The following is a 16080-nucleotide window of genomic DNA, read 5'->3' on the forward strand; positions in this document are numbered from 1 at the left end:
CGCCCAAACGTTCGAAGCCGCATCCTGCTGTGGCGGATGCTGAGGCTTTCCTTTCCGCTCGCGGCTGGACGCCATTCCCCTTCCAGCGCGACGCTTGGGCCGCCTACGCGCAAGGCAAGAGCGGGCTGATCCACGCGCCGACAGGATTCGGCAAAACCTACGCCGCGTTTTGTGCAGCGTGTGCGCTGGGGCCAGCGGGTAACGCCCGTGTACCCTCCCCCCCGGTGGGGGAGGGTGCCGCGCAGCGGCGGGAGAGGGGGACGGTGGTGGGGGCCGCAGCGGTTGCTGCTACTGCCACCTTGACTGCCAAAGCAAACGTCACCCTCTCCCCCACCCCTCCCCCCTCAAGGGGGAGGGGAGAAAACGCGTCACCGCCGATCGCCATCCTCTGGGTAACTCCCCTAAAAGCCCTCGCCGCTGATACGACACTGAGCCTCAAGGAAGCGAGCGCCGCGATGCAGCCGACGTGGACCGTCGGGCTGCGCACGGGTGACGTGTCGAGCAGCGAGCGCGCGAAGCAGGATCGTCGTTTGCCGACGGTGCTGGTGACCACGCCGGAGTCGCTCGCGCTGATGCTCGCCCGCGCCGATTGGCGCGAGCGGCTTGGCACACTGCGTACGGTGATCGTGGACGAATGGCATGAGTTGCTGTCGTCGAAGCGGGGCGTGCTGCTGGAGCTGTGTCTCACGCGCCTGCGCGGCGCCAACCGTCAGCTGCAAACCTGGGGCATGAGCGCCACGCTGGGCAATCTGGACGAAGCGATGCGCGTGCTGATCGGCCCAGACGCGGCGCTGGCGCGGCAGGGCGTGCTGATCAGCGGCAAGATCGACAAGAAGATCGTGATCGACTCGCTGCTGCCGGCGACCATTGAGCGCTTTCCGTGGGGCGGGCATCTCGGCGTGCGCATGGTGCGGCCCGTCGTGGAGCACGTCAAGCGCGCGAAGAGCACGCTGATCTTTACCAACACCCGCTCGCAGACCGAGCTCTGGTATCAGGCGCTGCTCGACGCCGAGCCCGACCTTGCCGGCCAGATCGCGCTGCATCACGGCTCGCTGGACCGTGAGACGCGTGAGTATGTGGAGCAAGGCATTCGCAGTGGCGCCTTGCGTGCCGTGGTGTGCACCAGTTCGCTCGATCTTGGCGTTGACTTTCGCCCGGTTGAACAGGTGCTGCAGATCGGCTCCCCCAAAGGCATCGCGCGCATCCTGCAACGCGCCGGGCGTAGCGGCCATCAGCCGGGCGCGACGAGCCGTGTCACTGTGGTGCCGACACATGCGCTGGAGCTGGTCGAGGCAGCAGCATCGCGGCAGGCAGCGGACGCACGGCACATTGAGTCGCGCTCGCCACTAGGCAGCGGTGGCACAGGTAACCTTGGCGCCAGCAAGGCATGGCGACCACTCGACGTGCTGACGCAACATCTCGTCACCTGCGCGCTGGGCGGCGGCTTCGATGCTGACGAGTTACGCGCTGAGGTGGAGAAAAGTTTCACCTACCAGAACCTGAGCGATGCCGAGTGGCAATGGGCGCTCGACTTTGTGGTTCGCGGCGGCGCGTCGCTATCGGCTTACCCAGACTTTCACAAGGTGGTGTTTGACGACGACACCAGGCGTTACATCGTGAAGGACCGCCGCATCGCGCAGCGCCACCGCATGAACATCGGCACCATCGTGTCGGAAGCATCAATCACAGTGCAGTTTCAGGGCGGCGCGCGGTTGGGTCATGTCGAGGAAGACTTCATCGCGCGACTCAACCCCGGTGATGCCTTCATCTTTGCGGGACGGGTGGTGGAGTTCATCCGCGTGCGCGAAATGACCGCCTATGTGCGTCGCGCGACGAAAAAGCGCAATCTGGTACCGCGCTGGGCGGGCGGCAAGATGCCACTCTCCACGCAGCTTGCGGGCGCAACGCGCGAGCTGATCGCCGAGGCGAAACATTGCGCTTACACCACGCCCGAGATGCGGCTGTGTGAGCCCATCTTCGCTTTACAGACAAGACTTTCGGCGTTACCGGACATGAAGGAATGGCTAGTCGAGTCGCTGAAGAGCCGCGAGGGCTGGCACCTGTTCTTCTACCCGTTTGAAGGACGACTGGTTCACTTGGGGCTCGCCACGCTGTTCAGCTACCGCCTCGCGCAAAAGCACCCGGAACTGGGTAAAACCTTCTCGATTGCGATCAACGATTACGGCTTTGAGTTGCTGTCGCCGACCGAGGTGCAGATCAACGCACGCGAGTTGCGTGAGCTGCTTGATTCACGCCATGTGGAAGCCGACATCCTCGCCGGTCTCAACGCGGCAGAGCTGGGCAAGCGCCAGTTCCGCGAGATTGCGCGCGTGGCCGGGCTGATCGACCAGGGCTATCCGGGACAGAACAAGTCGAGCAAGCAGTTGCAGGCATCCAGCGGTCTGCTCTATGACGTGTTCACCACCTACGACAGCGACAACCTGCTGCTCAAGCAGGCCGTTCGCGAAGTGATGGAGCGGCAACTTGAGGCCTCGCGCCTCGCGGCTGCACTGTTGCGACTGCGTGGCAGCAAGGCGCTCCTGATGGCATGCGAACGGCCAACACCTTTCTCGTTTCCGCTGATGGTGGAGCGCCTGCGCGAGAAACTCTCTACAGAGCAAATTGAGCAGCGAGTAGCGCGGATGATTGCAGAGATTGAGGGCCAGTCGATCTAGCGAAGTCTTGTAGCCCGGCTGCTCGCAGCCGGGGATTTGAATCACGGGAACCCGGTTGCGAGCGGCCAACGCATGGGGGCTACGCTGGCGCGCCCATCCGCTTTTCGCCAAACTTGAACCAGCCGCGGCCGATCCGGTCTCCGCTCACTTCGTACATCGCAATCATCTCGATCGTGCCGAGGCCTTCGGGGAAATTGCGGGTGACGATTTCATGATCAATCACGAGGTTGCCCATCACCGTGCGCCCCAGCAAGCGCGCGTGCAAGTCGGGCTCCTGCAAGCGAATGCTCAGCCGTGCGCGCACATCGGCCGTGCCTTTTGCAACCAAGGTAGACGGGAACTCAAAGTGCTCAACGTCTTCTGCGTAGGTGGCCATCAGCGCGTCAAGGTCGCGTGCGTTGTAAGCATCGAGCTGGCGTTGAACGATGGAGGCGGGGTCGTGGCTAGCGGGCATGTTGGACATTCGCAATAAGTAGCCTCGGTGCAGCAACGCGGAATCGAGGGTGACGGTGGCTGGACGAAAAAATGCCTCGATTCCGCTGCGCTGCATCGAGGCAAAGGGACAACGAATCTACGCCCGGATCGCCTGCAATGCTTGCCGGATAGCGGACGGGATTGGTACGCTGCGGTTTGATGCGCGGTCAACGAAGACGTGCACAAAGAAACCAGTGGCACGCGGTTGCTCATCGCCCTCACCGAACAGGCCCACCTCGTAGCGTACCGAGCTATTGCCCAGCTTTGTGACGCGCAACCCCGCGTGGACCGGCTCGGGAAAAGAAAAACTCTGTTTGTAGGTGCAACCCGAATCCACGCAGAAACCAACGATGGGCGCGTTGTGAATGTCCAGCCCGCCGGCGCGGATCAGGTACTCGTTGATGACGGTGTCAAACCAGCTGTAGTAGACGACGTTGTTGACGTGACCGTAGATGTCATTGTCCATCCAGCGGGTGGGGATGGTGAGAAAGTGCTTGTAGTCGGCGTGGCTCATCGGCGCATTGTAGGAGCGGCGCTTATCGGTGCTACGCGGCAAGCCGCTCGTCAATCAACTCGATCCAGTGCTTGACCGGCAACTCGGTGCCGCTTTGCAGATGCGTCATGCAGCCGATGTTGGCGGTGGCGATCTGCGCGGGCTTGCCGGCCACAAGATTGCCCAGCTTGCGATGCTTGAGCTCTCCGCTGATTTCGGGTTGCAGCACCGAGTAGGTACCCGCCGAGCCGCAACACAGATGGCTATCGGTCACGGGCGTCAGCGTGAAGCCCGCATCACGCAGGATACCCTCAACACCGCCGCGCAGCTTCATGCCGTGCTGCAGCGTGCACGGCGGGTGGTAGGCAATCGCCGGCAGCGCATCACGGATGGGCTTCAACGATGGTTTGAGTTGCACCCAGGCGTCGGCAATCACTTCGGACACATCCTTCGAGATCGCCGCGATGCGTGTGGCTTTCTCCGCATAGACCGCATCGTGCTGCATGAAGTGACCATAGTCCTTCACCATCACCGAACAGCCGGACGCGGTGACGACAATCGCTTCGGCACCAGCCTCCACCAGTGGCCACCAGGCGTCAATGTTGGCGCGGACACGGGCGACTGCGGCATCGTGCTCGTTCAGATGATGGCTCAGCGCACCGCAGCAGCCGCCGGCAGCGACGCGTTTGAGCGTGATGCCAGCGCGATCCAGCACTCGTGCGGCCGCTGCATCGATAGACGGTGCCATCGCGTCCTGCACGCAGTTGTCGAGCAGCAGCATCGTGCGCGCATGTTGCGCAGCGGACCAGCTGCCCGGTGCGCGGAGCGGCTGCACCTTGGCCTTGAGCGAGGTCGGCAGCAGGGGGCGCGCCGCCCGGCCCAGCGCGAGTGCGGCAGCAAATGCCTTCTTGCTCAGCAGGCCACGATGCAGTACACGCCGACGCAAACTGTCGCCTGCACTGCGTCCGACTTTTTTCTCGACCACCGCGCGCCCGATATCGACCAGACGACCGTATTGCACGCCACTCGGGCAAGTGCTTTCGCAGTTGCGACAGGTCAGGCAGCGGTCGAGATGCTGCTGCGTCTTCGCGGTGGGCTCGGTGCCTTCCAGCACCTGCTTGATCAGGTAAATGCGGCCGCGTGGCCCATCGAGTTCGTCGCCAAGCACCTGATAGGTTGGGCAGGTTGCCGTGCAGAAACCGCAGTGCACACAGGAGCGCAGGATCGCGTCTGCCTCCAGGCCCTCGGGCGTGTCCTTGATGAAGTCAGCGAGGTTGGTTTGCATACGTCAAGACGGGATTGTGGGCGCGGTTCTACCGCGACGTGTGAGGGTCCGCCTGCACTGCGGTCGCGGTAGAGCCGCTCCTACATTGCGGGGAAGATGTTGTACGGATCGAAACTGGCTTTGATCTTTTGCTGCACGTCACTCAATGCAGCGGCCATCGGAACGACGCGCTCGGCGTCGCTCGTTGCGCCACGAAATACATGGGCGTTGCCGCCTTCCACCCGCGCCCATTCGCGGATGGCGGGTAGCGCAATCGCCTGCGTACGCAGCCAGCGCTGTGCGCCACCCCAGTCGATCGCCTGCTGGTCCGCCCCATTGGCAAGATCACCAAGCGCTGCAGTGGACTTGCAGGACACGCGGATCAGCGGGTTGCTTTCATCGACACCGGCGAAGTACCCGTGCTGCTGTTCGCGCCACGCCCGCCACCAGGCAGCGTCGTCAGCAAGCAATTCCCCGCCGAGCCTGCTTACCGCAGATGCCACAGCGGACTCAGCACCGGCGAGACGCAGATAGAGCCGACCCGCCACCCAGGTACTGGCAGTGACCGGGTTGGCCTCGGCGTAGCAGCGGTTCATGGCGGTGATCGCAGCGGCCGCATCGAGTTCGAAGACTCGCGTCTGTTGTGCCGTGTGCAGAGGCAGGCATTTGAACGCGACCTCGGTGATCATGCCCAGCGTGCCCATCGATCCGGCGAGCAGGCGAGCGATGTCAAAGCCGGCGACGTTCTTCATCACCTTGCCTCCGAATGACAGGTAATCGCCCTTGCCGTCGACGACTTTGGCGCCGAGCACGTAGTCACGCAGCGCCCCAGCGTAAGGGCGGCGCGGGCCGGAAAGGCCGGTGGCAAGTGCACCGCCGACCGTGGCCCCGGCCCCAAAGTGTGGCGGCTCGAACGCCAGCATCTGCCCAGCTTCGGCCATCACCCGCTCCACCTCGGCAAGCGGTGTACCGGTGCGAACGACGATGACGAGCTCGTTGGGTTCGTATTCGACGATCCCGGCGTTGACGCGCGTATCAAGCGTCAACGCGTCCTGGATGACCGGAGGCGCGCAGAACGATTTGCTGCCCGAGCCGCGAATGCAGATTTTTCCGCCCCGCGCCGCGGCTTCCTTGATTTGCGCTTGCCAGATGTCGATGCTCATCTTGTCGTCGTTCGCAGGCTTACGCCTGCTTCTCGTAAATGAATTCCGGCTCTTCGTGATCAACGACTTGCGGCTCTGCCCTGGAGTCAGCGATCCATTGCTGCATCGACGGATGTGCGAGCATCGCTTTCACGTAGCTCGCGACCACGGGCGAGCACTTCACGCCATAGGTGTTGAAGCGGAACACCACCGGTGCGAAGTAGGCGTCGGCATTGCTGAATGTGCCGTAGAGATAAGGGCCACCCGCGCCAAAGCGGCTGCGTGCCTCTGTCCACAACGCCTGCATGCGATCAATGTCCTTCTGCACGTCCTCGCGCGGCGTCGCAACCGGATAGCTGCGGCGCACGTTCATCGGCATCCAGTTGCGAAGTGCGCCAAAGCTGGAGTGCATCTCCGCGCAGGCGCTACGGGCATGGGCACGCGCAGCGGCATCAGCGGGCCACAGGCCCGGATGACGTTCGGCGAGGTATTCGGCAATGGCGAGCGAATCCCACACCTTGACATCACCGTCAACCAGCACCGGCACGCGGCCATTGGGCGAGCGTTTGCGTGAACTGATCTCGGCAGCGAATTCGGGTGTCTCGAAGAGATGCTTCTCTTCGGCAAATGCAATGCCCGAGGCATGCAGCAGCAACCAGGGACGCAGGGACCACGACGAGTAGTTTTTGTTGCCGATGAGCAGGGTATAGGCCATGACTGTCTTTGTTGGCGAGTTGGAGGGCCGATTAATTTATGGGATCACGATTGCGTGTGTTTGAGGATTTCGCTGGCTAGGCTGCGTTCCAGGCGCGTGGGCAACGAGTTGCCCACCCTAAGGATCAATGCAAGGTCGCGCACGACGCTATTGCATCGGGATCGTCTTCCCCGGGTTCATGATGTTGTTCGGGTCGAGCGCCTTCTTGAGCGTGCGCATCACGTCAACAGCCTCGCCGTGCTCTGCCTTGAGCGCGTCGAGCTTGTGGATGCCGATACCGTGCTCGCCAGTGCAGGTGCCGCCCATGCCGATCGCGATATGGGCGATGCGGTCAGCCGCAACTTCCGCGCGCTGCCGCTCGTCCGCGCTGTTGGGGTCGAAAGTGATGAGCACATGGAAGTTGCCGTCGCCGACGTGGCCCACGATCATGCAGACGAGCCCACTCTTCGCGACCTCGTCCTTGGCGGCCTTGACGCAGTCCGCCAGGCGCGAGATCGGCACGCAGGTGTCGGTCGAGAACGCCTGCTTGCCCGGCACGTAGTTCATGCCCGCCCAGTACGCATCGTGGCGTGCTTTCCAGAGCTTGCTGCGGTCCTCGGGCTTGTCGGCAAAGCGATAGTCGCTGGCGCCATGTTCGGCCGTGATCGACTTCATCAGCTCAATCTGCTCGCTGACGTAGGCGTCGGTGCCGTGGAATTCCATGAACAGCGTCGGCTTGACGGCGAATCCGTCGAGCTTGCTGTACTTGATCGAGGCATCCATCTGCACCTCGTCGAGCAGCTCGATGCGTGCCATCGGGATGCCCAGCTGCATCGCGGTGATCACCGAGTTGACGGCCGACGGCAGGTCCTCGAACTGGGTGACCGCAGCGCTGATGCGCTCGGGCACGCCATAAAGCTTGAGCTGGATTTCGGTGATGATGCCGAGCGTGCCTTCGCTGCCGATGTAGAGTCGCGTGAGGTCGTAACCCGCGCTCGATTTTTTGGCGCGAGTGCCGGTCTTGATGATGCGGCCGTCGGGCGTGATGACGGTGAGCCCGAGGATGTTCTCGCGCATGGTGCCGTAGCGCACGGCGTTGGTGCCGCTGGCGCGCGTCGCCGACATGCCGCCAATGCTCGCGTTGGCGCCCGGATCGATCGGGAAGAACAATCCCGTATGACGGATGTCGGCATTGAGCTGCTCGCGGGTGACGCCCGCCTGCACGCGGCAGTCGAGGTCTTCAGCATTGATCTCAAGCACCCGATTCATGCGCGAGAGATCGAGGCAGACCCCGCCGTAAAGCGCTTTCAGATGGCCTTCGAGCGAGGTACCCGTGCCGTAAGCGATGACCGGGATGCGCGCCTGATTGCAAAGCTTCAGGATGCTGGCAACTTCCTCGTTCGACTCGGGGAACACGACCACATCGGGCAAGCCTGCGTCCTGCATGCCCTCGCCGTGGCTGTGGTGCTCGCGCACCGACTGCGAGGTGACTGCGCGTTCGCCGTAGGTTTTGCAAAGGGTCGCGACCGCAGACGACACGGTAGCTTCAGTTGGACGATCAAAGGTCAGCATCTGGTTCTCCTTGGGCGCTCACGTCAATGTGTGCCCGCCTTTCCTGTTCACCGGGCGAGCAATGCCCGCCCTACCAATCGAATCAAAACCTCGGCAAGTCCGCAAAAGGCATCGGCTTACCCTTGCCAACGCGCATCTTTCCAAATTCGGCACAGCGGTGCAGCGTCGGTACCGCCTTGCCGGGATTCAAGAGGCCGTGCTCGTCGAAGGCGTGCTTGATCTCGTGCATGCGCGCCAGTTCCTTCGGCGAGAACTGCACGCACATCTGGTTGATCTTTTCGATGCCGACGCCGTGCTCACCGGTGATGGTCCCGCCCACCTCGACGCAAAGCTCGAGGATTTCGGCGCCGAACTCTTCGGCGCGTTCCAGTTCACCGGGCACATTGGCATCGAACATGATCAGCGGATGCAGATTGCCATCCCCCGCATGAAACACGTTGGCGCAACGCAGGCCGTATTTGCCCGACAGCCGCTCGATCTCGTTGAGCACGCGCGGCAATTCCTTACGCGGGATGGTGCCGTCCATGCAGTAATAGTCGGGCGAGATGCGACCCGTCGCCGGGAAAGCGTTCTTGCGGCCACTCCAGTAGCGCAGGCGCTCGGCCTCGTTCTGCGAGACCTTGATGTCGGTGGCACCTGCCCTGCGCAGCACGTCCGAAACGCGCGCCATCTCGTCTGCCACTTCATCCGGCGTGCCATCGCTTTCGCAGAGCAGGATCGCCGCAGCCGTGAGGTCATAGCCTGCGTGCACGAAACCTTCGACGGCCTCGGTCGCGATGCGGTCCATCATTTCGAGACCGCCGGGGATGATGCCCGCCGCGATGATGTCGCCCACTGCGGCACCCGCCGCCTCGACGCTGGCGAATGAGGCCATCGCAACCTGAGCCAGCTGTGGCTTCGGCGTCAGCTTGACGGTGACCTCCGTCACGATGCCGAGCAAGCCTTCCGAGCCGATCATCAGCGCCAGCAGATCGTAGCCACCGGGCGAGGCTTCGTCCAGTGAATCAGAACCGACGTCGACGATATCGCCTGTCATCAGCACCACCCGCAGCTTGCGGATGTTGTGCACGGTGAGGCCGTACTTCAGGCAGTGCACGCCGCCGGAGTTTTCGGCGACGTTGCCGCCTATCGTGCAAGCGATCTGTGATGACGGGTCGGGTGCGTAGTAGAGGCCCAGCGGCGCTACCGCCTCGCTGATCGCGAGATTGCGCACGCCGGGCTGCACGCGGGCCGTGCACGCGAGCGCATCGACATCAAGGATGCGCATCATCTTGGCAGTGGACAGCAGGAGCGCGTTCGGGTCCGGCATCGCTCCGCCCGAGAGCCCGGTGCCGGCGCCGCGTGCCACGACCGGCACCCGGTGGGCGTGGCACACCTTCATCACGGCAGCAAGCTGTGCCTCGTTCTCGGGCAGCGCAACGCACTTGGGCAGCGCGCGATACATCGAGAGTCCGTCGCATTCATAAGGCCGCATGTCTTCGGCGGCCGTCTTCAGGCAATCTGCGGGCAGGATGTGGGCGAGCGCCTCGAAGAAGGTGGCCGATTGCATGTTCATGCTCCCTGAGAAGTGGTTGCGGCACGCCCGATGAGGCGCACCAGCACTCGGTCCAGCGCGCGCTGCACATGCGCCTGCGCAAGCGTTTTCGCCTGCACGGCGTCCGCGGATTCAATGGCCTGCAGGATCGCTGCGTGATCACCGTGGCCAACCTCGGTGATGCCGACGGCGTAACCGGTGCGGTCCCAGGTCGCCTTGCGAGAGGCCGAGAACTGTGCGCCGAGAAACTCGACGAAGCGCGTGATCTGCCTGTTGTGGGTTGCTGCCGCGATGGCGTTGTGAAAGCGGTCGTCAGCGTCGGAGCCGTCGGCGCCGGTCGCAAGCGCTTCGCCCATGTCCGCCAGCGCAGCACGAATCGCCACGAGGTCTGTGTCGGTCCGTCGTTGCGCCGCCAGCTCAGCGGCACCTGCTTCGACAATCTGCCGCAGTTCTAGCAGCTCGCGTTCGGCGGTATCGGCGATGTCAGATGCCGTGGCGGGTAGCGCATCACCGAGCTCGCTGCCGCTCGCCGTCACGCCGGATTGGAGTCGGAATGCAGCGATCTTGTTGCGCTCGGCGACGAAGGCGCCAGAGCCCTGACGCGACTCGATGCGACCATCTGCCTTGAGCCGCGCCAGCGCCTCGCGCACGATCGGGCGCGACACGCCCAGCGAATCGGCCAGCGCTTTCTCGGGCGGCAACTTGCTGCCAACCTTCCAGAGGCCCATGTCAAGCTGCAGCAGAAGCTGCCGGTGTGCCTCATCAGCCAGCGACTGCGGGCGGGCCACCGTGTTCAGCGCGGTGCCAGTGATCTCACCAGTCGCCGCATCCAGCGCGGCCGTCAGCGCACGGGCGGCATGCGTTAGCGCAGACGATCGCACGCCTTGCGCAATGTCCAGACTTGCATCCTTGGCAGTCGAAAAGTTGTCAGACAGCATGACAACATTGTAGGTACCTCAGGCAAAGGTCTTCTGCTGGTTTTCCCGGAGTCAACGAGCAGCTTTCTCTGCGAACGCCCATTCGATATGGGCTAAGCGCCTCTTTTTGGCAAAGTCGAGTTCTATTGAATAGCCCTGCTAAGCCCTTTTGCGATGGGCCGTTCAACAAAAAGCCATATTGAGAAACTCACCCCGAACGGACTGCTGAAAATGAAAAGAGCGCAGTCAGACCGCGCTCTTGATGCGATGCCAGTGACGTGTTCGCCGCCAGCTGCGTGATGCACCTAGCTGCCGCAGCCGCCTCCGCCGCAGCCGCCACCGCCGCCACAACCGCTGCTGCCACCATCGCCGCAACTGCTGCTGTCGGAGCAACTGGACGAATCGCCGCTGCTGCCACCGCCGTCACCCCCGCTGCTGGACGCCATTTGGTCGTGACGCTTTTGCATGCGCGCAAAGTCATCCTCGGCGTAGCTGTTGCCGCCCGCGATCCCAAGCTTCTGGTCGATACCGAACAGATCCCTCGGCGACGCAATCGCCGCCGCTGCGAGGCCGCCGGCCATGCCTGCCGCCAGCGCGCCGGAACCGAACAGTCCGCTGCGCGTGCCGTAGGTCATCGCCAGCCCGTCGGCTTCTGCCTTGGCGTTGCCATCGTGCGGGACATGGTGCAGGAATTTGCCAAACGCCTTCTCACAGAACGCTGAGTAGTTGTGTGTCATCAGGATGAACTCATGCCAGGCCGTATCGACCGCCTTGCTGGGCATTCCAAACTTGGTGTTCGGATTCTCCGCAATCAGCATGAACCAGGCGCGCAGCCCTTCAAGGATCAGGTTGACCTGCTCTCCGGAGAGATCGGGGTAAGCCTGATCCAGCTTGAATCGCAGCCCGGACGGGAAGCGATAGCCGCAGATGAATTCCGCTCGCTCGCGCCGTACGCGGTTGTTGCGGCGGGACAGGTAAAACGAACCGCCAAGAACGGTCACCAGCACAATGATGCCGAGAATTGTTGATGTCATCTTTATCTCCTCTTTTACTTATCGTTGTTGAGTAGCGATGCTTCTTTTGCCCACATTGATAGACGATCTGTATGACTGGATTGTGACAACCTGATGCGATTGTGACAGCACGATAATGACGGCACGAAAGGGACAACCATGAACCAGATAGACCTCAAGGGCCGCGTGGCCGTGATTACTGGCGGCGCCCGTGGCATAGGTTTCGCCTGCGCGCAGCGTTTCATCGACAGCGGTGCCCGCGTAGCGCTGTGGGACCTCGATGGGGATGCGATCACAGCCGCCGTTGCCAGCCTTGGAGCAGCCGCGAGGGGCTTTGTCGTTGACGTCGCCAACGAAGGCGGAATCAACGCGGCGCGGCAATCAACGCTCGAAGCGTTCGGCCAGATTGATATCGTGGTCAACAACGCCGGCATCACCGGCCCAAACGTGAAGACCTGGGAATATCCGCCGGCCGATTTCCGCCGCGTCGTCGAGATTGATCTGGTGGCGCCCTATCTGGTGTCACGGGCGCTGGTGCCGCACATGATCGAGCGCGGTTACGGCCGCATCGTCAACATTGCCAGCGTGGCCGGCAAGGAGGGCAACCCGAACGCGCCAGCCTACAGCGCCGCCAAGGCGGGGCTGATCGGCCTGACCAAGTCGCTCGGCAAGGAGCTGGCGACCAGCGGCGTACTGTGCAACTGTGTGACGCCCGCCGCCGCAGAGACTGACATCTTCAAGCAGATGACCGAAGCGCACATCGCGTTCATGAAATCAAAAATTCCGATGAACCGTTTTGTGCAGGTCGAGGAAATCGCCGCCATGGTGGCGTGGCTCGCGAGCGAGGATTGCTCGTTCACCACCGGCGGCGTGTTTGATATTTCGGGCGGGCGGGCCACGTATTAGTGGCGTTCCGCCACAGGACGAAAGACGAATGACGAAGGACGAATGCTGAGAGGCAAATGGCGAAAGACGAACCCAGCCATCTCGTCACTCGTCTTTCGTCATTCGTCCTGCGGCGATAGCCGCTAGTCAGCCTTCGCCCCCGAGGCCTTGACCACTTTCGCCCATTTGTCGATCTCGGTCTTGATGTGGGCGGCGAACTGCTCGGGGGTATTGCCGACGCCGTCGGCGCCCTGACTCGCGAGGCGCTCCTTCATCTCGGGTGTCTGCAGCATCTTCTGGATCTGTGCGGAGACCTTCTCGACGATTTCCTTCGGCGTGCCGGCAGGCGCCAGCAAGCCGAACCAGGAGCTGGCTTCAAACCCCGGCAGGCCGCTCTCGGCGATGGTCGGCACGTTCGGCAAAGCTGGCGCGCGCTTGCCGCTGGTCACGGCAATGGCTTTCAGCTTGCCGCCCTTGATGTGCGGCATGACTGATGGCGCATTGTCAAACATCACATTGACCTGACCACTCATTACATCAGGCAGCGCAGCAGAAGAGCCCTTGTAGGGCACATGCGTCATCTGCACGCCGGCCAGTTGCTTGAACAGCTCGCCAGACAGGTGAATCGAGGTGCCGGAGCCGCTGGACGCGAAAGTAAGTTTGCCGTCCTCCTTCTTCGCCAGATCAATCAACTCTTTCACACTGTTGACCGGAAACGATGGCGTGGCGACGAGGATGTTCGGCACTGCGGCCACCAGCGACACCGGGGCGAAATCCTTCACCGCGTCATAGGGCATCTTTGCATAAAGCGCCATGTTGATCGCGTGGGTACCTACCGTGCCCATCAGGAACGTGTAGCCGTCCGGCGCAGATTTGGCCACCGCGTCGGCGCCGATGTTGCCGCCAGCGCCAGCGCGGTTCTCCACGACGACCGCCTGTCCGAAAGCCTTCTGCAGGTCCGCCGCCACGGCGCGCGCCATGATGTCAGTGGTGCCTCCTGCCAGGAAGGGCACAATGATTTTGATGGGCTTGTTGGGGTACTGCGCAAAGGCGGCAGCGCTGAGACTCAGCGCGCCAAGGCCAGCCAAAAGCGCGCGTTTGCAAAGTGATGTCATAACTCCTCCTCGATAACGACTCATTGTAGGAGCGGCTGCGCCGCGACTGCACAACAGATGTTGAGGCGGCCACAGCGACGTGGCTCACGGTCTGCCGTCGCTAAACCCGGCGCGCACTCTGCACGCCCTTGACCTGCGCCACTTGCACCAGGGCCGCACGCAATTGGTCCATGCTGCGCACTTCGGCGGTGAACTTCATCTTGGCGACGAAGTCGCGGGTGAGTGTGTTCACCGCAGTCACGTTGATTTTTTCGCGTGCCAGCACGTCAGAAATGTCACGCAGCAATCCCTGACGGTCACTGGCGATGACGTCAATCTGCACGCTGAACAGATCGTTCTGCGCGGCGTCGCCCCAGTCAGCATCAATGATGCGGTTGGGCTCGCTGGCCATCATCCGCTGCACATTGCTGCAGTCAGCGCGGTGGATCGTGATCCCCTTCAGCCGCGTGACGAATCCTACGATCGGATCTGGCGGTACCGGCTTGCAGCACTTGGCGAGCCCGGTCATCAGCTTGTCGACGCCGACCACCAGGATGCCGCCACTCTCCGCTTTGGCGCGACTGCGGCTGGTGTGCACTTCGCCACGTGACGCAGTTTCTGCCGCCTCATCAAGCAATCCAGCCGCCTTGCGGATAGCGATGTCGAGATCGCGGCTATTGACCTCGGCGCGACCAACCGCAGCAAAAAAGTCGTCCTGCGACTTGAAGCCGGCTTCGTGCGTGAGCTTGTCGAGATTGAGCGCCGTCTGGCCGTGGCGCTGCAGATCCTTCTCGACCACCGCACGGCCATGCGCCAATGTCTCCTGCAACTCGAGCGTGTTGAACCACTGCCGCACCTTGCCGCGTGCGCGGTTGCTGCGGATATAGCCGTTGTCCGGGTTCAGCCAGTCGCGCGACGGGCCGCCCTCCTTGACGGTGGTGATCTCGATGCGCTGGCCGTTCTTCAACGGCGTGTTGAGCGGCACCATCACGCCGTCGACCTTGGCACCGCGGCAGCGATGGCCAAGACCGCTGTGCACGGCATAGGCGAAATCGATCGGGGTGGCGTCCTTTGGCAGATCGATAATCTTGCCCTGCGGTGTCAGCACGAAGATGGTTTCTTCGAACAACGATGACTTGAAGCCCGCCAGAAACTCGCCGGGCGAGCTGACATCCTTGCCCCACGACAGTACCTGGCGCAGGCTCGCCAGCTTGCTCGCAAATCCCGTGTCCCGGGCGGCATTGCCACCCTCCTTGTAGTTCCAGTGAGCGGCGACGCCGTACTCGCTGGCCTGATGCATTTCGCGGGTGCGAATCTGCACCTCCAGCGCACGCTGCTGCGGCCCGATCACACTGGTGTGCAGCGAGCGGTAGTTGTTGGCCTTCGGCTTGGCGATGTAGTCGTCAAACTCGCCCGGCACTGGCTGAAACATGCTGTGTACGATGCCAAGCGCGGCATAGCAATCCTTGACTTCGTCCACCATGACACGCACCGCGCGAATGTCGTACAGCTCCTCAATGCTGCAATGCTTGCGTTTGAGCTTCTCGTAGATTGAATAAATGTGTTTCGAGCGGCCGCTGATCTCGCAATCTATCCCTGCAGCGGCCAGGGCATCGCGCAGCAAGGCCTTGGTGGTGTCGATGTAGGCTTCGCGCTCAATGCGGGTTTCATCGAGATAGCGGGCGATCGAGTGATATTGGTGCGGCTCCAGCAGGCGCAACGAGAGATCTTCAAGTTCCCACTTGAGCTGCCATACGCCGAGGCGGTTGGCGAGCGGCGCGAACACTTCCATGACCTCGCGGGCTTCGGCCTGGGCGCTTTCATTGCGCCGCGCCTCGGTCGATAGCGCGGCGCTGCGCAGCGACACCAGCCGTTCGGCGAGCTTCAACAGTACGACGCGCACGTCGTCCACCATCGCCAGCAGCATCTTGCGCAGCGCCTCGGTCTGCTGCGCCTGTTGCGCAGCGGTCGGCGGTGCCGTGGATGCTGATGTACCCGCCCCCCGCTGCAGCCCCTGCATGGTAGCCATGCGGTGAACACCAACGAACAATTGCCCGATTTCGGCGCCGAACTGCTGTTGCACCGCCTGCTCCGTGTCGGCGTCGGCGGGCAAACCAATCAGTCGCGCGGCAGCAACGCAGTCGTCCCCCATACGCAGGCGTTCCATCAACACCGCGGCGGCTTCGCCACGCGCCGCAGCTGCTTCGCCGGCGCGCGCCGCCACCCAGACCGAGACGTCATTGCGCACGCCATTGCCTTCCGCTGACGACGGGACAACAATAGGCTCGGAAACGGGCAAGTCGGACATCACCGGATTATCGCG

The 16080-nt window shown here is 62.7% G+C and carries 13 protein-coding genes; 2 read left to right on the forward strand and 11 right to left on the reverse strand.

Annotated features, from left to right (window positions below; translation table 11 throughout):
- Window positions 1–29: 29 nt before the first annotated feature.
- Complete coding sequence (locus FKL89_RS14270; RefSeq protein ID WP_162527528.1) at window positions 30–2675, forward strand: ligase-associated DNA damage response DEXH box helicase; 2646 nt, start codon at window positions 30–32, stop codon at window positions 2673–2675.
- A gap of 79 nt (window positions 2676–2754) precedes the next feature.
- Here the strand turns inward: FKL89_RS14270 and FKL89_RS14275 are convergent, their stop codons facing one another.
- The 9 genes from FKL89_RS14275 to FKL89_RS14315 form a co-directional block, all read right to left on the reverse strand.
- Window positions 2755–3138, reverse strand: coding sequence for a nuclear transport factor 2 family protein (locus FKL89_RS14275; protein WP_156863442.1), 384 nt, complete (start codon window positions 3136–3138; stop codon window positions 2755–2757).
- A 108-nt stretch (window positions 3139–3246) separates the two neighbouring features.
- Window positions 3247–3663: a thioesterase family protein gene (locus FKL89_RS14280; protein ID WP_156863443.1), complete on the reverse strand. Its 417-nt coding sequence runs from the start codon at window positions 3661–3663 to the stop codon at window positions 3247–3249.
- Between the two features lie 31 nt (window positions 3664–3694).
- Entirely contained in the window at window positions 3695–4927 is a 1233-nt protein-coding gene (glcF, locus tag FKL89_RS14285; protein WP_156863444.1) for a glycolate oxidase subunit GlcF, read from the reverse strand.
- A gap of 80 nt (window positions 4928–5007) precedes the next feature.
- Window positions 5008–6069 (reverse strand): glycolate oxidase subunit GlcE, encoded by a 1062-nt coding sequence (glcE, locus tag FKL89_RS14290; protein ID WP_156863445.1) that lies wholly within the window; start codon window positions 6067–6069, stop codon window positions 5008–5010.
- A 19-nt stretch (window positions 6070–6088) separates the two neighbouring features.
- Window positions 6089–6763, reverse strand: a complete 675-nt coding sequence (locus FKL89_RS14295; protein ID WP_156863446.1) for a glutathione S-transferase family protein — start codon at window positions 6761–6763, stop codon at window positions 6089–6091.
- A gap of 147 nt (window positions 6764–6910) precedes the next feature.
- Entirely contained in the window at window positions 6911–8314 is a 1404-nt protein-coding gene (locus tag FKL89_RS14300) for an FAD-binding oxidoreductase (RefSeq protein WP_156863447.1), read from the reverse strand.
- 82 nt (window positions 8315–8396) lie between these two features.
- Window positions 8397–9863 (reverse strand): FAD-linked oxidase C-terminal domain-containing protein, encoded by a 1467-nt coding sequence (locus FKL89_RS14305; RefSeq protein WP_156863448.1) that lies wholly within the window; start codon window positions 9861–9863, stop codon window positions 8397–8399.
- Between the two features lie 2 nt (window positions 9864–9865).
- Window positions 9866–10786 (reverse strand): FadR/GntR family transcriptional regulator, encoded by a 921-nt coding sequence (locus tag FKL89_RS14310; RefSeq protein ID WP_156863449.1) that lies wholly within the window; start codon window positions 10784–10786, stop codon window positions 9866–9868.
- A gap of 284 nt (window positions 10787–11070) precedes the next feature.
- Window positions 11071–11799: a glycine-rich domain-containing protein gene (locus FKL89_RS14315; RefSeq protein WP_156863450.1), complete on the reverse strand. Its 729-nt coding sequence runs from the start codon at window positions 11797–11799 to the stop codon at window positions 11071–11073.
- 138 nt (window positions 11800–11937) lie between these two features.
- Here FKL89_RS14315 and FKL89_RS14320 point away from each other — a divergent pair, with 138 nt between their 5' ends.
- Window positions 11938–12684: an SDR family NAD(P)-dependent oxidoreductase gene (locus FKL89_RS14320; protein WP_156863451.1), complete on the forward strand. Its 747-nt coding sequence runs from the start codon at window positions 11938–11940 to the stop codon at window positions 12682–12684.
- A gap of 122 nt (window positions 12685–12806) precedes the next feature.
- Here the strand turns inward: FKL89_RS14320 and FKL89_RS14325 are convergent, their stop codons facing one another.
- Window positions 12807–13778 carry a tripartite tricarboxylate transporter substrate binding protein gene (locus FKL89_RS14325; RefSeq protein ID WP_156863452.1) on the reverse strand — a complete coding sequence of 324 codons (972 nt, stop codon included), beginning with the start codon at window positions 13776–13778 and terminating at the stop codon, window positions 12807–12809.
- 100 nt (window positions 13779–13878) lie between these two features.
- Window positions 13879–16065 (reverse strand): RelA/SpoT family protein, encoded by a 2187-nt coding sequence (locus FKL89_RS14330; protein ID WP_156863453.1) that lies wholly within the window; start codon window positions 16063–16065, stop codon window positions 13879–13881.
- Window positions 16066–16080: the final 15 nt, after the last annotated feature.

It is taken from the genome of Casimicrobium huifangae, from assembly GCF_009746125.1.
Classification (GTDB): Bacteria; Pseudomonadota; Gammaproteobacteria; order Burkholderiales; family Casimicrobiaceae; genus Casimicrobium; species Casimicrobium huifangae.